An 18248-nucleotide genomic window follows, 5' to 3' on the forward strand; every position below is an offset into this window, starting at 1 on the left:
TTTGATGGCGTAGCGGGTGTGACGTTTTGTAGCGGCCGGGTTGGGCCGTATTGCCCCGCGCTATACTTCGCACGTCGCTGCAACCACAGTGACCGGGTTTAGCAGCCCGTGGAAAAGGCGGACAACCGCCGCCAGGCGGCATTTTTTTGTCCGTCACGCCTTTGCACGTCCCTACGGGCGGGCCTGGGCGGGGGAGCCTTCGGGCTCGCCGGTTCCTTTTCCCCGGTCTGCTAACCCCGCCTTGCGCCCGCCCACCCCGATTAGCAGCGGGGAGCGGTATCGAAGCCGCGTGAAAAGGAGGCACTCCCATGCCCCAGTCTTCGCTCGCCCATTCCGGGCGATTTGCAGCTCCCAAACCGACCGTCATCTGCCAGCGCCCGCGCGCGTTCCAACGGAGGGCGCACGATGTATAACTACCCGCGCTACAACATCACCGCCCAACGCGCAGGCCGCGACACGTTCCTGACCGCGCATGCCGCATCCGAAAGCCCGCTAAGCCTCGCAGCTGAGAAAACCGCGCAACTCAACGCGCTATTGTCGGTGGCCGTCGAGAACGCGGCGGGCGGCACCTTCAGCAACCTTACCGACGAGACCCAGAGTCATCTGCTCTCACTTGCGGCCGTGCTTGCGCACGAAACGCTGGTGTTGGGCGAACTCGCAGCGATGGAGGATAAGGAGCAGGCCAGCGACGGATGAACTGCGCCGGAGGGGCGGTGCAAGCGGCTGGCACAGGTCGTGATTGAAGACTTTGCTGCATGCTTCGGGCACTGAGGCCGGCTTGCTTGTGCGGGTGTGACATTTTGTTGCGCCTACACGGTGCCGAGGCGTCCCGCGCTATGCTTTGCAAGCGGGCCAAGGCGGGGAGCCTTCGGGCTAGCCGTTGTCTTCGTCCGGTCTGTCAACCTCGCCTTGCGCCCGCCCCCTGATGGGCAGTGGGGAGCGGTAAGCCGCTAGCCGGAATGCGCTTCAATGGCGTTCGAACGTAGCGATCACGTCATCGTGCAGCGGTGCGTCAAAGTCGTCCGCGATATGGACCTGGCCTTTCAATGCACCAAAGCGGCGCGCCGGTTTGATCCGTTCCATCGGAACCAGCCTCGCGGCTGGCAATCCGTCCTTGGTGATGACGATCTCCTCGCCTCGAGAAGCGCCATCAACCAGCCAAGAAAGGTTTGCTTGCGCCTCTTCGAGGTTAACGATCTGCATAGCCGCTCCCGTTCAATTACGCCAATGTTAGTCCAATGCGTCGGTTCAGTATGTGCATGCCTTCGCTCAAGTCCGCGTAATCGACGCACCCCCATCGACCAGCGAAGCCGTACCGGTCACGAAGGCCGAGTCGTCCGACGCCAGGTACAGTACCGACCGTGCCAGTTCCTCGGGCTTTGCCACGCGCTTGAGTGCGTGGAGGTTGGTGATGAAGCTCTGCGATTCGGCGGTGTCGTTCATCGTGCGGTACATCTCCGTATCCACCGCGCCCGGCAGGATCGCATTGACGCGCACCCCTTGCGGGCCGAACTCGGCCGCCAGCGCCTGCGTCAGCCCGATCAGGCCGGACTTGCTGGCCGCGTAGGCTGCCACCCCCGGAAAGGCGAAGGTGTAGCCAACGAAGGTGGACGTGAAGATTACCGAGCCGCCACCATTCCTGAGCATCTGCGCGATCTGGTGCTTGGCGCCCAGGAAGGCGCCAGTCAGGTTGATGGCAATGGCGTCGCTCCAGCCCGTCTCCGACACCTCGGTGCTGGGGCCGCCTTCGCCCAAGGTTCCCGCATTGTTGAAGGCGATATCCAGCCGCCCGTAGCGCTCGACGGCCAGCGCTACCAGCGCCCTGGCATAGTCCTCCGAGCGTACGTCGCCGGCCAGCGCCGCCGCTTCGCCTCCGGCCGCGTGGATTTCCGAGACCAGTTGGTCCAGTTCGCTCGCGCGGCGCGCGCCAACCACAACCCTGGCGCCCTCGGCGGCGAACAACAGCGCCGTGGCGCGGCCGATGCCGGAACTGGCTCCGGTGACAATGGCGGTTTTTCCGGACAAGCGTCCCATTTCGATCTCCTGGTTCGCGCCTGGCGACAACGTCGCATGGGGGCACATTAATACATAGGGGTTTGCGTTTCGAATAATCAGCATAGTGAGTCGCGGCAACGCCGGATCACCTTTTGCTTTCGATACCCAGTATGGTTCGCCGTGGCTGTTCGCGGTAGAGTGCGAATCACGGAACTGCTTTTCGGGAAAACCGGACAATGTTGAAACTTGAGGGCGTCGCCAGCTTCGTGGCCATCGCGGAGTCAGGGTCGATCAGCGAAGCGGCGCGCCGCCTGCAATTGTCGAAATCCGTTGTCAGCGAGCGGTTGGCCGATATCGAGCGGCAGCTGGGCACCACCCTGGTGCACCGGACTACCCGCAAGCTCAGCCTGACCGAAGACGGCCTGGCATTCCTGGCGCGGGCGGCACGCATCATGCGCGAGGTCGAGGAGGCCACCTCCGACATGGCCGAGCGGCGCGGCAGCCTGGCCGGCCCCTTGCGGATCTCCGCGCCGGTGACGTTTGGCCGCATGCATCTCGGCCCCGCGCTCTATCCCTTCCTTGCCAGGCACCCGAAGCTGGAACTGACGCTGGACCTGGATGACCGCCGCGTGGACGCGGCCGCCGAGGGCTACGATGCCGTGGTCAGGCACGGCGCGCTGGAGGATTCGCGGCTGGTGGCGTGGCAGCTTGCCCCGAGCCGGCGCGTCCTGGTTGCGTCGCCGGCCTATCTGGCACGGCAGGGCACGCCTCGCGCCATCGAGGACTTGCAGCAGCACCGTGGCATCTTCTACGTCAACCGGGGCGTGGCCGACTGGCGCCTCGCGGGCCCGGATGGCGCGCTGTCGGTTCGCACGCACGTTGCGTTGCGCGTCAATAATGGCGACATGATGCACGACGCCGCCCTGGCGGGCCTGGGCATCGCGTTGCTCCCAACGTTCATCGTCGGCGCATCGATCCGTTCCGGTGCGCTGCAGGTGATCGACGCGGGCGTTCAGGCGGCGGCGGAATCCATCTACGTGGCGCACCCCGAGGGCCAGCGTGCTTCGGCCAAGCTGCGCGCCTTTGCGCAATGCATACGGGAGGCTATCGGCGACCCGCCGTACTGGGATGCAGGGGGCCGTCCAGCGGAATGACCGCCTGCGGCGCGATAACATTCGTGCCAGGCGGTGGCGTGACTTTGCACCGCGTCTTCCCGTGCCGCGGCCCGTAGACTTTTGGGAGTAGACCAGGGCGGTATCACAGGCCGGACAAAAAGGACCAAGTACCGGTTGGATGAGCGCGTGGCAATTGGTGACCGGCTCTTCCTGTCCGATCACGCACCAAACGCCGCTGCCAGCTTGCGTGACCTGCCGGACTTGTTGCCTAAACAGTCTGAGCCATTCAGGCGCGATCCACCTCCGTCCGCTTTCGAACCGACTTTGGCCGATCGTCGAGCAGATCGTGAGACGGTCCGCGACCTTTAAAAGTAACGCTTTTTCCTCACGTCCATCACGAAACCGGCAAGCCAAACTTCAGCCAATGAGATCGGCACCTGTCGTAAGGACAATCTTTCCAAAGTGTGTGCCGGAATCGATCAGTTCGTGGGCGCCGCGAGCGTCGACAAGCGCAAAGGCCTTGTAGACAACCGGCTTGATCTTGCCGCTCTCGATGTGCGGCCAGACCTGCCGCTCCAGTTCATTGATGATGGTCGCCTTGTCCGCGGATGTGCGCGATCGCAATGTCGAGCCCATATGCGTCAGACGTTTCGTCAACATCGGCAAGACGTTGAGATCCTTCGCCGGCCCCTTGATCACGCCCACCTGGAGGATCCGTCCGTCCATGGCTGCAGCGTCATAGTTTCTGGCCACGTAGTCGCCGGCAATGATGTCGAGGATCACGTCGGCGCCTCTTCCATCGGTAGACCGCTTCGTTTCGGCGACGAAATCTTCCTCGCGGTAATCTATCGCGAGGTCTGCGCCTAGCGCCAGGCTGGCCTCCCGATGCGCCTGCGAGCCAACCGTCGTGATGATTTTCGCAGCGCCGAATGCCTTCGCCAGCATGGTCGCGGTAGTACCGATACCTGACGCGCCGCCATGGATCAACACTGATTCGCCGGCAACCAGCTTGCCGCGCTGGAACAGGTTCAGCCATACCGTCATAAACGTTTCGGGCATGGCCCCCGCTTCCACCAACGTCAGGCCTTTGGGGATATGCATCGTGTTGCAGGCGTGCGCGACTGCATATTCCGCGTAGCCACCACCGGGAATCAATGCACACACCAGTTCGCCGATCCGGAATTGGGACACGTCGGAGCCAACGGCGACCACTTGACCTGCCACTTCCAGCCCCGGAATGTCCGAAGCGCCGGGGGGCGGATCGTACAGCCCTTTGCGCTGGAAAACGTCTGGACCGTTCACGGCAGCCGCGTGGATGCGGATCAGAACCTGATCGGCGGCCGGCATCGGCACCGCGCGCGTAGTCGGCACCAGGACCTCAGGACCACCGGGCTGTTTGATCTCAATGGCCGTCATGGACGAGGGCACACGATAAGTTGAAGCAGACATGGATACCATTCCTTCTACAGATGAGGCTCGATTGATCCGGGCGGATCATTGAACGAGGAACTCTTGCGTTCAGTTTAGGCCTCGACGTTGATGAATATGTGCAGCATTATTCATGCTGCCGGATGCAAATTTGCATCAGGAGGGCGGCACGATGAACTGGGATGACGCGCGAGTGTTTCTCGCGGTGGAGCGTGAAAAAACGCTCCGTGGAGCGGCCAGGACGCTCAATCTCGATCAGGCGACGGTCGGCAGACGGATCGCGGCACTAGAGCACGCCCTACGTGCAACGCTCTTCCTGCGCACCTCTGAGGGTTACGCGTTGACCGCCGCAGGCGAGGCCGCGTTGAGATCCGCGGAGAAAATGGAACACTCCGCACACGAACTCGTCAGACGAACTCAAGGCACGGATACACGGCTTGCGGGGGACGTAAGAGTCACCAGCACCGACTCGATTGCGCTCGAATTCCTGCTTCCGGCCATCGAACGCCTGCATGCTGCGCATCCCGAAGTGCGCGTCCTGCTGGACACGTCGACGCGCGTGCTGAATCTGGCAAAGCGTGAAGCGGATATCGCGGTCCGGTCAGTCAGGCCGGATAATCCCGATCTTGTCGCGCGGCGCCTGGCTCGCTGGCCCATGGCGCTCTTTGCATCGAATGCTTATCTCGAACAGCACGGCAAGCCCGCCGCTGGCTCCGCCTTCGTGGGCCACGATCTTGTCGTCTATCAGGGAAACTGGACCGGTCATCGATCACCGACTCTTGCTGGCGAACCGATACACGCGGGGCGCATCGTATCGACTTTCAATTCCAGCCTCATGCTGCGTACCGCGGTAAAGGCCGGCCTCGGCATCGGTGAGCTTCCGATACATCTGGCTGAACACGACGGCCTCGTGCAGATATGGCCGGAACCCGCACGTGGGGCGGTCTACGAAATCTGGCTCGTCACGCATCAAGACCTTCGGCATACCGCGCGCATCGTAGCAATGATTGACGGCATCGTCTCCGCGTTCGAAGATCACACAACCCACACAAAATAGGCACGCACGACTTAGTTTCGGCTGCTGCGTGTCGCGTTACATGCCCGAGCGCCCGATTTATGCAGAATGTCTGCCGTTCAATGCGACATCGCGACCGTCGCCTCATGGCCGGCATGGGACCTCGGCGCGCCGCTACCCGGTCGTCTCTTCCCGACCCGGCTGCCTTTCGGCGAAGCGGAAAGCTGCCATTCAACGCTTAGGTCAAGGGGCGTCCTTGTGACGTGGGCACATCCTCTTCAACCGATCGTTGGGCGACCGCTGGAATCGGGGCGCTAGGAACGAGCCCGTAGCTGGACATGACTGCCAACAACTTCTGGCGGTCTGGCGGCCCGCCGGCATTCACAACTCCCTGTACATCCAGAAAGTATTGCGCACCCAGGTCAGGGGTAAGGACGATTAGTGCCTTGGCAGTGGCTTGATGAGGGTTGCTGAACGCATGGACGGAGCCCTTGGGTGTATGCATCCACTGACCCGGCACCAGATCCCTGACAACACCGTCAACGGAATAGCGGATGAGCCCCTCCAAGGCGTATATGCATTCTTCATTGTGGGTGTGACTATGTGGTGGCGGAACGTTTGCTCCCGGCGCGATCGTCAACTCGAAGACGCCCATGCCCTTCGTGGCCGATCCGTCTATGAGATAGCGCACTGTCAGGCCACCAATTGCGATTGGCTCAAGAGTGGATGCGTCTGTGGTCATCGCGAATACTCCGAACAGGAAAGGTGTCATCAGCGGAGTCGCCGGGGCAACAAATCTGAGATGTGTGGCTAGCTACCAGTCTTGGCGCAGACGGCTGGCTCGATAATGCAAACATACTGCATGCAGCCGAGGGCCGCCACGGAAAAGCTGATTGAATGCGCAATGGCTGTTTATGGCCGAACCCGGAAGTTCGTCGCCGGCCAGCGCTCGATCGCCCCGACTCAGCTCCGAACTTCCGTAGTCGACCCCAACCGGTCGTTCGGGTCTGGTTCATCGCGACGACCGCTTCCGAGGTGCAGCCGCCATTGCGGCTCTTTATTTTCGGCTCGGCGCGGTAGAGCAGGTCCAGAAGCGATCGGGGTTAGTCAGTGAATGCTCAGGCAGCCATTGCGACTGCCTTAGTCGTTCGGCTAGTGGTCTGGCCCGTTCGACATGCGGGACTGCGGCAACACACAGCGCGGGAAGTACGCCCGATACCCACTGAGCAGCGCGTGGTCAGGCAAGAGTCAGGGCCGTACCACTTGTGCCACCCCGCGTCGTCTCAGTTCGAAGCGATCCCGGCCTGCCGGACCACCTCGCGCCAGCGTGGGACCTCCTGCCGGATCGCCGAAGTCATCGCTTCCGGGGTGCCAGGCTCGATCACCCTGCCTACCTGCTCGTAGCTGCTGCGAATGTCGGCGGACTCCATGACCGCGGCCAGTTCCTTGTTCAGCCGGTTGACAATGGGCGCGGGCAAGTCCCGCGGCGCCACCACGCCGATCCAGACCGCGTCAAAGCCCTGCCAGCCGAGTTCGGCCAGGGTTGGCGTGTCCGGCAGCACGGCCAGCCGCCGGGTACCGGTGATCGCCAGCGGCCGGAGCTTGCCGGCGCGGATCTGCGGCAACAAGGGCGCCACGCCTTCCAGCAGGACATCGACCTCTCCGCTCATGACGGCCATGGTGGCGGCAGGGCCCTTGTATGGAATGTGCTGGATATCCACACCGGTGGCCGCCTTCAGTTGTTCCATATAGACGTGCGTAGGGGTGCCGTTGCCCGGGGAACTGTAGCGCAGTTGTCCTGGATTGGCCCGGGCGGCGGCGATGAGTTCCTGCATCGACCTGACCGGCAGCGACGGGCGTACCACCAGAACCTGGGGCCCGCGGAACAGGATGCCGATATGCGAGAAGTCCTGTACCGGGTCGTAGGACAGGTTCGGGAAGAGGCTCGGGCCGACACTCATCTGCACGGAATGGACCATGCTCAGGGTATAGCCATCCGGCGGGCTTTTCTTCACGATGTCCAGGGCCGCGATGCCGCCCGCGGAGGGGTGGTTTTCGACGATGACCGGTTGCTGTAACGCAGCCGCCAGCTTGTCGGCCACCTGACGCGTGACGACGTCGATGACACTGCCGGGGGCGCTGCCATTGACGAAGCGGACCGGCCTGGAGGGATAGGGCTGGGCGACTGCCAGGCAGGCAGCGACACTCGCCAGGATGGCCAGAAGGCAGCGGGCAATGCGGGCAACGGCAAGCTGGGGGATCATGGTGAGTCTCATGGTGTCTGGCACAGCGCCTTGTACTCTATACGGAAGGCATGGAAGGGCCTGGTATTGACATTGTGGATGGCGTGTTCCGCTTGCGAAACCGGCAACCTGACCGCGACCGGCACCTCCGGGTTGCCCTGGATGGCTGGAGGGATCGCTTTGCCGCTCAGGTCGAAGTTGATGTACTTCGGCCGGCTGTCCACGATCAGGACACTTGGCCACTGGTGGTGGTGCAGGTTCTCGCGCTCGCCCGGTGCCACCGTGACTTCCAGCACGCGGATCTGGTCGTTTTCATAGATCACGCGATGATTCGCAGGTGCGGCCACGACTGCATCATGCTCCATGGCCCACTCGGCTGATTCTTCCATTGCCGTGCACAAGGCCGGAGTCTGCGCCGGAGACCGCCCGGGCAAGGCGCCGGCGAGCGTCGAGGCCAACAGCATTGCGCACTTGCCTTTCTGATTCATGGTATCACTCCAAAACCGTTGTCCCGACCGGCCCGGCGCAGCCGCGGCTGAGGGGCAGACTGTCCGTGAGGCGTCTCAAATCTAGGCGCCGGAAGGAACGGCGTCGATAACCACGCCGGCATTTCGCCTGTGCGAGAATTTCACGAATCGTTGAAGTTCTGGCGCCCACCTGGCTGGACTGGAGCTCCGTATGGACCGGATTCGCCGCTTCGAGATGTTCGTGCGGACTGCCGATGCCGGCAGCTTCGTGGCGGCCGCACACTCGATGGATCTCACCCCCTCGGCGGTGAGCCGGGCGGTCGGCGAACTGGAGAAGGTGCTGGGCGTCACGCTCTTCAACCGCAACACGCGCCACCTTGAACTGACCGAGGACGGCCAGCGCCTGCATCGCCAGGCGACGGACCTGCTGGACAGGTTGCGGGCCCTGGAAGTCAGCGTGATGCCGAGCGCGGGCAGGGTCGATGGCACCGTCCGCATCGGCTTGTCGGCCGCGCTGAACCGACACGTGGTCATGCCGCGGCTGGCGCCCTTCCTCGACAGCCATCCTGCCCTGCGCCTTGAGTTGCGGATGACCCAGGATGCACGGGCATTGCGCGCGGAGAATATCGACGTGCTGCTGCATGTCGGCGAGCCACCGCCGTCGAACCTGGTGGCCGTGCGCCTCGGGCAGGGGCGTCCCCACGTCTACGGCTCGCCCGCCTACCTGGAGCGGGCCGGCATGCCGACTGACCCGGACGACCTGGTCCGCCACCGCTGCCTGGTGTTCAGGCCGCCCTGGCTGCTGCAGCCGATCCAGACCTGGACGTTCGAGCGCAATGGCCTGCGCAAGTCGGTTCAGGTGGAACCCGCGCTGGTCTCCGACGATCGGGAGGGGCTACTGGTCGGCGCGATCGCCGGCGCCGGACTGGTGTACCTTGGCGCTTTCGATCCCATGCTGCTTGCCACCGGGCAATTGCGCCGCGCCGTGCCGGATTGGTCGTGCGTGAACAGCTTCAGTATCTACGCCATGTATCGCCGCGGGTCCGGCCGGGTACCGCGCATCGCCGCGTCCCTGCAGTTCCTGCGCGACGCCTTCCAGCAGTTCGATCCGAAGGAGGTCACGATTGCGCATGCCTCGCCGACCAACGGTACAGTGGCGCCAGAGGGCGGGCGGGTTGCAGGCACATCATAAAAATCCATAAATGGGTTTCAAGCACGCCACCATAATGAGAACCCGTCCATCGCAGCAGAAGCACGCGGCATTCGGCGAAGTGTCGCTACGGTACGGCGCCCTCCGCCGCTTGCAGGAGGCAGGTCCAAAAATTGGCTGATGACGGCCTGGCAAGGCTGAAGATCGACTGCACGCCGGCGCCGTCTGGCTCTCCTGTCGGCTGGGCCGGCACGACTGGGTCAATGTTCAGTATCACGTCGGAATGGACATCGGGCTGGGCGAGGACCAGTGTTCGCCCAGCCGTGCGAAGAGACAGTAACGGACCTGAGGCAATCGAGTTCGGACGCAGGGATCTCCAACTGGGACGACGCCGTCAGTAATGTCGGCGCGGGCCCGGTCGGCGCCTCCCGACTCTTCTGAGCAATTCGACAGCGGCCGCGCCGACGCGCCGTACCAGCCGATAAGCCGACGACTAAAAATTGATGGCGGGTGACGCCTTCGGAAGCGATGCCGCCCGCTGAATGACATGGCCTCAGCGATAAGCTTTCAACAAAAAGTGAATCTGTAGTCTGCCCCAAATCCCTGAAGGATTACATCGACATCAGCTTCAAGGGTTTTGGTGTCGCGGGCCTTGAAGGCCAGCCACTCGTATTTCATCTTGTGCCAGAGCTTCTCGATGCGATTGAGCTCCGGGCTGTACGGTGGCAGGAAATACAACGTCAAGCCTTTCGTTTGTAGCAGCCGGAGATAAGGCCGCAGTGCGCGGGCCGTGTGGACCGAAGCATTGTCGAGAATCACGGTCAGCGGCTTGCCGACGTGTTCGACCAGCAGGCCGAGAAATCCAGCGAACAGCATCGAGGTCATCGTCTCCCACAACTTCGCTGCAAACAGTTCTCCCGAGGACAGCAGTGCTCCGACCACGTTCAGACGCTTACCACGCCGGGCTTCAATCATGTGTTGCTCCCCGACAGGTGTCCACGCACTTCGATTCGGCTGCGCTTGCGCGAAGCCAACTTCGTCTACGTAGGCGAGTTCGATTTCGCCACGCTGGGCTTGCTGGACCAACTCCCCAATTTCGGATTGGGCTTGTCGGAACCGCTGTTCGTCCCGCTTTTTTTTAAGCTATGCCGGGTTCGCTTCCATACCAGCCCCGCCCGTTTGAGAATCCCTGTCAGCGTATTGCGGTCGGGTAGCAGCGACGCATTACTACGTCGCCGCCCCCTAAGAACCGGACGTGCGAGTCGCCCCGCATCCGGCTCAAGCCATTCGTTCAGCACCATTGTGTGGCACCGGGCAGACCAGCGGAACGTTTCGCGGTTCGACGGCGGGCAAAGTAGGCGGCCCATGCCGGGTCAAACGGATTGGCCAGTCCCCGGATTTTGACGTGTCGCTGGATCGCGACGGTCGTTGCGCGGAAGAGTTGCAGGCCGCAGGTGTCACCCTCGGTTGAACCCTCTGTTGCAAAATCCCAGGACCGGTATCCGTCGCGCCGGAAGTACCGTTGCCGGACCCATCGGGCTCCTTTCATGGGGTGACGACGCTTCGCCCATCTCCAGAGCCGTTGCCAGATGTGGGAGTCGATTGAGGAGAAGATCGCTTTCGACACGACGTGACGGTGATACTGGGCCCATCCCCGGATCACAGGGTTGAGCTGTCGTATCAACGCCTCCTGCGTGGCGCTCGCGTTTTCCTTGATGATTCCCCTGACCTTGTCAAGCAGCGACTTGATGCTCTTGTTCGCTGGCTTGATCAGCAACTTGCCGTCGTACTTGCGCACGTTCTGGCCAAGGAAATCGAAACCCGCCGCTATGTTCGTGATCCGGGTTTTCTCTTCCGAGAGCTCCAGACCCCGAGCCGCCATGAACTGCCTGACTGCCGGAAGTACCCGGGATTCCAGCACATCTTTCGATACGCCAGTCACCACAAAGTCATCGGCATAGCGGACGACGTTGAGCTGCGCCTTTCTGCACTCAAGTGTGGATGTGCCCACACTTGCATGAACTGCTGCTTCAAGTCCGTCCAACGCCATATTCGCGATCACAGGCGAGATCACACCCCCTTGGGGTGTGCCCGCTTGTGACTCGAACAAGGTTCCTTCATCGATATATCCGGCTCGAAGCCACTTGCGCAGAACCTCCTTATCCATCGGTACGTTCTCCAGAAACCAGGAATGACTGAAGTTGTCGAAACAGCCCCGAATGTCACCCTCCAGAATCCATTCTGACGAGGCACGCTTGGCCAGAACGTTGAAGCACTGTTCGATGGCATCGGCGGTCGAGCGCTCGGGCCGAAAGCCGTAGGAATTGGCGTCTGCAAGGGTCTCCGCGACGGGTTCCAGAGCGAGCTTCCATAAGGCCTGCATCGCCCTGCACCGCATACACGGGATTCCTAACGGACGCTTCTTCCCATTACTCTTGGGAATGTAGACACGCCGCAACGGCATCGCACGATAGCCGCGATGTCGTAGCGACAGCATTCCGTTCCATCTGGCCGCCGGGGATGACCATATCTTGCCGTCCACCCCCGGCGTTCTCTTACCGCGATTCTCCGTCACACGCTTGACGGCGAGCATCTTGCCGCCATGCGAGCGGGTTAGCAGACGTTGCAATGCTTTCACCTTGCCCCATCGGCCTTCCTGAGCGGCCTTGGCGATACGCATCTGAAGTCGCTTCACCTCTGCTTCGATGTGCGACCAGTTTGCATGGTCCCACATCTGCGCAGCGCTCGAGAGTGCACCAGCGTCAGGAGCTTTCGCGTCCGTTGCCGTCATCTGCTTTCCCCCGTATAACGATTGTTCAAGGTTATCTCGCCATGAATGACCACGCGGAAGTCTGCCCGCTTTCGCGTCGGGCGATGTCTCAGCCCGTATCCCGTCCATTACAGCCGGGCGTTCGCTTTCTCCGCATTCCTTTACCCACCGCGCCAACAGCGTTCCTCGCGGTTCGCCTGCCGTTGCCGGCGCCGCGATGGGCTTACCCTGTTCCGCATGAATTTCCGAGCGGGGCGGACCCTTCCTCTTCGCCGGCGGCTTGTCGTCCATGGTGGCCCAGTTCACGAAGGCCACTCCACACCGCGTACCGTTTTGGTCCAAGCCTGTCAGCACGTTTGGCTTGTTGATTCTGACGACGTTTATCGGAAGTTCACATATGTTGATCGTACCCACTCATCCCTTGCTCCTCTCCGCCTCTGTGCTGGCAGATTCCGCCTTACCTCGCGGCTCGGCGTACCGGTTATCCGGCGGCTACGTTGTCCCCAGAGCTTCACACCGAGCTGTTACCGGCTCCGCATGCCCGGGTAGGGAACGGTTGATGGAACAACCGGTTTCATCAGGTAATACCTGCTCCAGTGAAACAGAAACTCAAGCGACTTTCAGGTCGCACATGAACTCGAATCCCGAACTTCTCTTCGAGTCGTGCCAGCAGTTCCGCGGCCGTCAGCGCCTCCTGCGTCGCCCACATCTTCAACTGCTCAACCTGCGCCGGCGACAGCTTCGACGGCGCACCGCTACGCGGCTCGTCCGACAGCCCCGCCATGCCTTTGTCCAACCAACGATAGCGCCTCTCGTACACCGCCTCCAACGTCAACTCCTGCCGCCTGGCTATCTCCTTGGCTGGCACGCCGTTGCTAAACATCAGAATCGTCCGAGACCTGTCTCGTGTTCTCCAATCACGGCGGCTTCTCGCCAGAACCTCAAGCTCGGTACGTTCTTCCTTCGTCAGTTCCAGCGGCTTCAATACGGCCATCGTCTATGTCGCGGTTCTTGTTCGGCCCGACATTATAGAGATACTTCTTGTGAGGCGCTTAGCGAACGTCGCCTACTGGCCGGTTGCGGTCATATTCCCTGTGTGCATTCCTATTCAATTCAAGTTTCCCCTCCATCTCCCTTCGGTTTGACACTTACCCAAATCCCGGTCCCATTTGGCTGATCCATAAGGAGATCAGGATACGTCCGCACCATGTCCGACAATGCCGCATGCCCAAATGCCTTGGGTGAAAATGCAGGATCAGTCCGTTTAAGATACTGTCCCAACGCCCCCAGTCCAACCCGTCCATCAGGCGTGCCCCCAGCCAGTAGTGCGACCGCATTGATCACTGCCTTCGGACGGCGCTTTACGGGTGGTTTGGGCGCAACAGCTATCTTCGGCTTGGCGGGATCTGCCGGTTCGCCTGCCGGCTCGGGCGGAACCCATTCGAAAAACTGGTCGCTGGCATTGCGAAGCGCGTCGGGAGTCTTTGCTTCCCCCACGATATGCACCGTAGCACCACGCTCCCGCAGCTTCCGGCACAGGTATGCAAAGTCCGAATCGCTGGTGACCAGGCAGAAAGTATCGGCGCGGGAATCGAACATGGCTTCCATCGCGTCGAGTGCCAAGGCAATGTCGGCTGTATTCTTCCCGGCTGCATACTGGTATTGCAGGCAAGGCGTGAAGGCCAGACGCACGAGCGCATCCTGCCATTTGTTAGCCAGCGTGGCATGGTTGCCATAGCCTCTGCGCAGCACTACGCGGCCAAACTGCGCGACTACGCGCAGGGCGTGTCCGAGAATCTCAGGCGTCGTATTGTCGCAGTCCACTAGCACCGCGACACGCACTTCCCCCGTCTTACATTCCGCACGTCGAGGACACAATTTGACGCGAATTTCGTTGCTAGCCTGGCGTCCGAAAGGCGTGCTCTGAGACGCCGAGTAACGTGAGCACCTGACGCTGCAGATCCGTGAGCGGCACGTCAAAGACTTGCACGGTGTGCGCACCTTCGATCAACTTGTGGCGCTCAGCGAGACTGAATAAACGTAAGATTTGTTCGGTAGTGGGGCGTCTGCACTGACGCTGCTCCGGGTACAGAGGAAGTTCATCGATGTGCTCGCGCTTCATAGCAAGACGTAGCTCGCGCTCGATGAGCGCCTGCACGAGTAGCGCGAGGAAGTAGAGGGTGAAGAGCGCCTCGATTCTGCCCTCGTCCTTCAGGAACACGGGCGCGATCTCGTGCACGGTCTTGACCTGTTCGAAGCGCTTTTCGATCATGGGCTGGCCCTTGTGGGCTTCCAGCACCTGGGCCGGTGACAGGCTGCGATCGTTGGTCATCAGCGGGTACATGCCATCGCTTTTGTGGTCATAGGCGATCGCCTCATCGTCCGTGGTCCACTCGATGTCAAAGCGCCGCTTGGTGATCTTGCGGTAAGCGGTCTCGGGTCCGGGGCGACCCCGCTGCGTCTGCTTGTACTGATGTTCTTCGCGCACGGTGCGGCGGACTTTCAGGTAGCGGCCGACGTGGTGCTTCTCGAGAATCCCCTTGATCTGCAGATCGATCTCGGCGGCGCCCCGCAGTCTCGTCTTCGCGCCGGCGAGCCGCGCGCGTAACTGTTGGAGCGCTTCAATGGCCGCGGCAATGTTTCTGCGCCGCCGGGCCTCCTGGCGTAGCGTGAGTAGCGGGCTCCAGACCCACACGACTGGCCAGGCTTCGGCAGACGGTAACGGCGCCCGATAGACATACCAGCAGTCGCGCGGCCCGTCGCTGTGGCGTCGATTAGGGCGGTCGCACACACAGGTCCAATCAGGGGTGTTGGTCTGGATCCAGTGGCGGAACTCGCTGTCTTCCAACCGGTTGCGGGGCATCACGGTAACAAAGCGCCCGCCCGCGCGATCAATGTAGTCCGTGTTTTCTCGCGAACACAGTTTTGAATCGGCCACATAGAGAAAGTCGCTGCGCCCTGCCACGGCGCGCAGCGTATTCCAGGTCTCGATGTGGGTACGCGAGTCGCTCGCGTTGCCGTCGGCACAGCGAAACGCGATGGGGATGTTGCCGTCGGCGGTCATGGTGAGGATGAACAGCAACTGCTTCAGATCGGGGCGATGGTCCTTTGAGTGGCCATAGGTGATCACCGGTGCGGTTCGCCCGCGAATCTTGCGGCCTGAGGCGCCACGATAGCTGCCGCAGAAGCGGATCGAAGTGCTGTCGTTATGGCACTCGTCGAAGTTCACGCCGAAACGCTCCCCGACTGCCAACGCCACCTCGGTCAACAAGGCCGCCCGGTCGGCGTCAAACAGCCGATCCAGCGCGCGTCCGAGCCGATCATCGCCGAGGTGCGCCATCTCCTCCGCATGGATGCCGAACATCCCACTGGCGAAGCCGTGCACGGTGTCGTGTTGGCGGTAAATCGGCTCGCGTTCGACGATGATCGAGCGCAGCAGGACGCCCAGGGCTCTGGCGTGAGGAACCGCACAGCGTGCGTCCGAGGGGACGTGTCGATCGAGCACGTCCTCCAGGCCAATGCGTTGAATGAAGTGATTGATGAGGGGTAAAGGACCCAATCGCTCGCTGTGAAGGATGAAGCGAGCCTTGTGCGGAGAAGGTTCTTGCGTGCCTTTCATTCTGTCGCTAAGCTTAGCGACAGACGCCTAAAAGTCAAGTTTATGCCACGCCGTCCCGAAACCATCATCAAGCAAGCTCGCGAGCGGATCGAGCGCATCCGGGAGAGGCTAAATGCGATCGACTATCTGTGTTCCGGGACGCTACTGGAACGCATGAAGGTCTGCGGCAAGCCGGGCTGCCGCTGCGCGCAGGATCCCGACGCACGCCACGGCCCGTACTATGAGTGGGGGCACATGAAAGACGGCAAGCTTGTCCATCGGACGGTCTCACCCGAGCAAGCCGCCGTGTTACGGCGTGCCATCGCCAACTACCGGCAGGCGAAGAGGCTGATGCAGGCCTGGGAGGACGAAACCGAACGCCTGATAGACGCCGAAGCGCCCCGCAAACCCTGACCTACCGGCGCCCGGGAAATTACGCGGAAATTCAATCGGCGACCTGCGGAAAGTAAGCCCCGTGGTTACTTGATTCGCCATTTGTCTCTCTCACTTTTCGTCGCTCACCAGCCAGCCTGAAGGCGGACGCAGCAAGTTTGTTCCTGGAAGGAAGGGAGCATGTTTTGGCCGAAAGCCGGTTTTCGGCCTGGTAATTTCCGCACCCATGGCGGCATGAATATGATTTTCGGTCGCCAGGCTCCGCTCAGCGGCGGCTCCAAAGTGGGGTGCCACGGACAATATCTGTGAATTGGTGTTGGGCGTCCCCTCTTGTGCCTTGCGCAAGGTAGCGCCTAGCGCTGTTGAGCGATCCTGCCAGGAGTCACAGCGACAGTATCTGGAGGCAGTGCAGGGCTAATCACCGAAACATAGTCCCCAAGAATGACCGTGAAATCGACATCCTTGGATGTATACCGCTTGATAGGAATCCCCGCCGACGCCAGCACCTGATCCTTCTGCGCATCACGCTTGCGAGCCTTAGCGGACCCATGAGAAGCCCCATCAAGCTCAATGACATACAGCGGCCGCATTGTCTTACGTTCGCAGACAAGATAGTCCACATACTTTTGCGAAAACATGTTCCGTGTAGCCTGCGCCTTGCCCTTATGCTGAACAAAGGCCGACATGGACACCTGAGGAAAGACATGTGCGTTTCTCAGCGCCATAACGAGTCTGTCATATAACTCGATCTCATCATTACGCATGAACGGCGCTCTCCGGGCAAACAGATATCCCGAAGATGCTGTGGCAGGGGCACCACCCCGTTTCACCTTGAGTAGTGCGAGAAGAAACAGCCCGACCGCGACCAGTATCGCGACAGCGAACAGCGCTTTCATTTGACCCCCGGACTTTTTCTTATTCGGGAGATATTAACCCAGAAAGCTGGCAATGCCGCTATGGCCTGGGTGCAAGCGAAGGACCGCTCCTGCCCGAACTCAGCCGTCGGACCGACCCCTGAACTATACCGTTACCCCGGCCGCCTCGGCTCTCCCGTCTCGCTATGCGGCGAAGAGCAAAAAAAGCTGGTCCGCCCGAGAAGACTTCCTATATTAGTTAGGCTCCGCGCGCGAGGCGAACTGCACGCGGCTTCCCGCGAGCGCACATGGCGCGCAATCCGAAACACTGATCCCGGCGAGGCTGCCTCGCCTGAAACCTGCTGTCCCCGGAGAACATCGTGACGAATCCCAAGCTCGAAGTACTGACCCCACAGAACTGCCAGCTGATCTTCATCGATCACCAGCCGCAGATGGCATTCGGGGTGCAGTCCATGGACCGCCAGGCGTTGAAGAACAACACAGTCGGGCTGGCCAAGGCCGCGAAGATCTTCAATATCCCGACCACCATCACAACGGTGGAGACCGAGAGTTTCTCCGGCTTCACGTATCCGGAATTGCTGGATGTATTCCCTGGCCAGAAGCTGCTCGAACGCACATCGATGAACTCCTGGGACGACCAGAAGGTGCGCGACGCGCTCGCGGCAAACGGACGCAAGAAGGTGGTTGTCTCCGGGCTGTGGACCGAAGTCTGCAACAACAGCTTTGCCTTGTGCGCCATGGCGGAGGGCAACTACGAGATCTACATGGTGGCCGACGCCTCGGGCGGTACGTCGAAGGAAGCGCACGATTACGCGATGCTGCGCATGATCCAGGCGGGCGTCGTCCCGGTGACGTGGCAACAGGTCATGCTCGAATGGCAGCGCGACTGGGCGCACCGCGATACCTACGATGCCGTGATGAAGCTGGTGAAGGAGCATTCCGGCGCCTACGGCATGGGCGTGGACTACGCTTACACGATGGTGCACAAGGCCGCGCAGCGCACCAGCGGCAAGCACGATGCGCTGGCGCCGGTGCCCGCGCGCTAGCCAGTTCGATCCATCCGATTCCTGCTGCGAACACGCAGCGGGCAGCGTATCGCCGAGTTGGACGATGCGCTGCCGGTATTTGTCCGGCGCCGCCGCCTCATTGCACTGTCGCCACCGCCTGGCATGACTGGCGCTGTGGCACGCAACACTACC

At 61.5% G+C, this 18248-nt stretch carries 17 protein-coding genes and 1 pseudogene; 6 read left to right on the forward strand and 12 right to left on the reverse strand.

What is annotated here, in order from left to right; all coding sequences use genetic code 11:
* The first annotated feature begins 405 nt into the window (after positions 1-405).
* Positions 406-696 (forward strand): hypothetical protein, encoded by a 291-nt coding sequence (locus tag ACZY0R_RS15545; RefSeq protein ID WP_488859231.1) that lies wholly within the window; start codon positions 406-408, stop codon positions 694-696.
* A 270-nt stretch (positions 697-966) separates the two neighbouring features.
* On the opposite strand, the gene ACZY0R_RS15550 is transcribed toward ACZY0R_RS15545, so the two are convergent.
* Complete coding sequence (locus tag ACZY0R_RS15550) at positions 967-1203, reverse strand: type II toxin-antitoxin system Phd/YefM family antitoxin (protein WP_488859232.1); 237 nt, start codon at positions 1201-1203, stop codon at positions 967-969.
* Positions 1204-1269: 66 nt separating this feature from the next.
* Positions 1270-2034 (reverse strand): SDR family oxidoreductase, encoded by a 765-nt coding sequence (locus tag ACZY0R_RS15555; protein ID WP_045240158.1) that lies wholly within the window; start codon positions 2032-2034, stop codon positions 1270-1272.
* 197 nt (positions 2035-2231) lie between these two features.
* On the opposite strand from ACZY0R_RS15555, the gene ACZY0R_RS15560 reads away from it, so the two are divergent.
* Entirely contained in the window at positions 2232-3149 is a 918-nt protein-coding gene (locus ACZY0R_RS15560; protein WP_488859233.1) for a LysR family transcriptional regulator, read from the forward strand.
* 378 nt (positions 3150-3527) lie between these two features.
* Here the strand turns inward: ACZY0R_RS15560 and ACZY0R_RS15565 are convergent, their stop codons facing one another.
* Positions 3528-4559 (reverse strand): NAD(P)H-quinone oxidoreductase, encoded by a 1032-nt coding sequence (locus tag ACZY0R_RS15565; RefSeq protein WP_488859234.1) that lies wholly within the window; start codon positions 4557-4559, stop codon positions 3528-3530.
* Between the two features lie 151 nt (positions 4560-4710).
* Between ACZY0R_RS15565 and ACZY0R_RS15570 the strand changes: the two genes are divergently transcribed.
* The gene (locus tag ACZY0R_RS15570; protein WP_488859725.1) at positions 4711-5595 is read left to right on the forward strand and encodes a LysR family transcriptional regulator; all 885 of its coding nucleotides are present in this window, start codon (positions 4711-4713) and stop codon (positions 5593-5595) included.
* 196 nt (positions 5596-5791) lie between these two features.
* Here ACZY0R_RS15570 and ACZY0R_RS15575 read toward each other — a convergent pair whose 3' ends face one another.
* From ACZY0R_RS15575 to ACZY0R_RS15585, 3 genes are all read right to left on the reverse strand, one after another.
* Positions 5792-6325 (reverse strand): cupin domain-containing protein, encoded by a 534-nt coding sequence (locus tag ACZY0R_RS15575; protein ID WP_488859235.1) that lies wholly within the window; start codon positions 6323-6325, stop codon positions 5792-5794.
* A 511-nt stretch (positions 6326-6836) separates the two neighbouring features.
* Positions 6837-7817 (reverse strand): Bug family tripartite tricarboxylate transporter substrate binding protein, encoded by a 981-nt coding sequence (locus tag ACZY0R_RS15580; protein WP_488859236.1) that lies wholly within the window; start codon positions 7815-7817, stop codon positions 6837-6839.
* A gap of 8 nt (positions 7818-7825) precedes the next feature.
* Positions 7826-8284: a hypothetical protein gene (locus ACZY0R_RS15585; RefSeq protein WP_488859237.1), complete on the reverse strand. Its 459-nt coding sequence runs from the start codon at positions 8282-8284 to the stop codon at positions 7826-7828.
* 190 nt (positions 8285-8474) lie between these two features.
* On the opposite strand from ACZY0R_RS15585, the gene ACZY0R_RS15590 reads away from it, so the two are divergent.
* A complete protein-coding gene (locus ACZY0R_RS15590) occupies positions 8475-9455 on the forward strand; it encodes a LysR family transcriptional regulator (protein ID WP_488859238.1) in 981 nt (326 codons plus the stop codon).
* 525 nt (positions 9456-9980) lie between these two features.
* Here ACZY0R_RS15590 and ACZY0R_RS15595 read toward each other — a convergent pair.
* From ACZY0R_RS15595 to ACZY0R_RS15615, 5 genes and pseudogenes are all read right to left on the reverse strand, one after another.
* Positions 9981-10538, reverse strand: a pseudogene (locus ACZY0R_RS15595) (IS630 family transposase); the annotation flags it as partial.
* Positions 10539-10704: 166 nt separating this feature from the next.
* On the reverse strand, positions 10705-12489 hold the full coding sequence (gene ltrA, locus ACZY0R_RS15600) for a group II intron reverse transcriptase/maturase (protein ID WP_488857409.1): 1785 nt from the start codon (positions 12487-12489) through the stop codon (positions 10705-10707).
* Between the two features lie 271 nt (positions 12490-12760).
* A complete protein-coding gene (locus tag ACZY0R_RS15605; RefSeq protein ID WP_488859239.1) occupies positions 12761-13177 on the reverse strand; it encodes a helix-turn-helix domain-containing protein in 417 nt (138 codons plus the stop codon).
* Between the two features lie 119 nt (positions 13178-13296).
* On the reverse strand, positions 13297-14061 hold the full coding sequence (locus tag ACZY0R_RS15610; RefSeq protein ID WP_488859240.1) for an NYN domain-containing protein: 765 nt from the start codon (positions 14059-14061) through the stop codon (positions 13297-13299).
* A gap of 19 nt (positions 14062-14080) precedes the next feature.
* A complete protein-coding gene (locus tag ACZY0R_RS15615) occupies positions 14081-15802 on the reverse strand; it encodes an IS1634 family transposase (protein ID WP_488859241.1) in 1722 nt (573 codons plus the stop codon).
* 42 nt (positions 15803-15844) lie between these two features.
* On the opposite strand from ACZY0R_RS15615, the gene ACZY0R_RS15620 reads away from it, so the two are divergent.
* Positions 15845-16195, forward strand: coding sequence for a DUF6788 family protein (locus tag ACZY0R_RS15620; protein WP_488857120.1), 351 nt, complete (start codon positions 15845-15847; stop codon positions 16193-16195).
* Positions 16196-16527: 332 nt separating this feature from the next.
* Here the strand turns inward: ACZY0R_RS15620 and ACZY0R_RS15625 are convergent, their stop codons facing one another.
* Complete coding sequence (locus ACZY0R_RS15625; RefSeq protein WP_488859242.1) at positions 16528-17070, reverse strand: DUF2726 domain-containing protein; 543 nt, start codon at positions 17068-17070, stop codon at positions 16528-16530.
* A 338-nt stretch (positions 17071-17408) separates the two neighbouring features.
* On the opposite strand from ACZY0R_RS15625, the gene ACZY0R_RS15630 reads away from it, so the two are divergent.
* The gene (locus ACZY0R_RS15630) at positions 17409-18095 is read left to right on the forward strand and encodes a hydrolase (protein WP_488859243.1); all 687 of its coding nucleotides are present in this window, start codon (positions 17409-17411) and stop codon (positions 18093-18095) included.
* The last annotated feature ends 153 nt before the right edge of the window (positions 18096-18248 follow it).

It is taken from the genome of Cupriavidus sp. F041, assembly GCF_057814235.1.

Excerpts from the sequence above, each read along its gene's own strand:
- ACZY0R_RS15615 (WP_488859241.1), bottom strand. The coding sequence starts at position 15,802 with ATGAAAGGCACGCAAGAACCTTCTCCGCACAAGGCTCGCTTCATCCTT.
- ACZY0R_RS15555 (WP_045240158.1), bottom strand. The coding sequence starts at position 2,034 with ATGGGACGCTTGTCCGGAAAAACCGCCATTGTCACCGGAGCCAGTTCC.
- ACZY0R_RS15585 (WP_488859237.1), bottom strand. The coding sequence starts at position 8,284 with ATGAATCAGAAAGGCAAGTGCGCAATGCTGTTGGCCTCGACGCTCGCC.
- ACZY0R_RS15570 (WP_488859725.1), top strand. The coding sequence starts at position 4,711 with ATGAACTGGGATGACGCGCGAGTGTTTCTCGCGGTGGAGCGTGAAAAA.
- ACZY0R_RS15560 (WP_488859233.1), top strand. The coding sequence starts at position 2,232 with ATGTTGAAACTTGAGGGCGTCGCCAGCTTCGTGGCCATCGCGGAGTCA.
- ACZY0R_RS15590 (WP_488859238.1), top strand. The coding sequence starts at position 8,475 with ATGGACCGGATTCGCCGCTTCGAGATGTTCGTGCGGACTGCCGATGCC.
- ACZY0R_RS15605 (WP_488859239.1), bottom strand. The coding sequence starts at position 13,177 with ATGGCCGTATTGAAGCCGCTGGAACTGACGAAGGAAGAACGTACCGAG.
- ACZY0R_RS15550 (WP_488859232.1), bottom strand. The coding sequence starts at position 1,203 with ATGCAGATCGTTAACCTCGAAGAGGCGCAAGCAAACCTTTCTTGGCTG.
- ACZY0R_RS15565 (WP_488859234.1), bottom strand. The coding sequence starts at position 4,559 with ATGTCTGCTTCAACTTATCGTGTGCCCTCGTCCATGACGGCCATTGAG.
- ACZY0R_RS15580 (WP_488859236.1), bottom strand. The coding sequence starts at position 7,817 with ATGATCCCCCAGCTTGCCGTTGCCCGCATTGCCCGCTGCCTTCTGGCC.
- ACZY0R_RS15545 (WP_488859231.1), top strand. The coding sequence starts at position 406 with ATGTATAACTACCCGCGCTACAACATCACCGCCCAACGCGCAGGCCGC.
- ACZY0R_RS15625 (WP_488859242.1), bottom strand. The coding sequence starts at position 17,070 with ATGAAAGCGCTGTTCGCTGTCGCGATACTGGTCGCGGTCGGGCTGTTT.
- ACZY0R_RS15620 (WP_488857120.1), top strand. The coding sequence starts at position 15,845 with ATGCCACGCCGTCCCGAAACCATCATCAAGCAAGCTCGCGAGCGGATC.
- ACZY0R_RS15575 (WP_488859235.1), bottom strand. The coding sequence starts at position 6,325 with ATGACACCTTTCCTGTTCGGAGTATTCGCGATGACCACAGACGCATCC.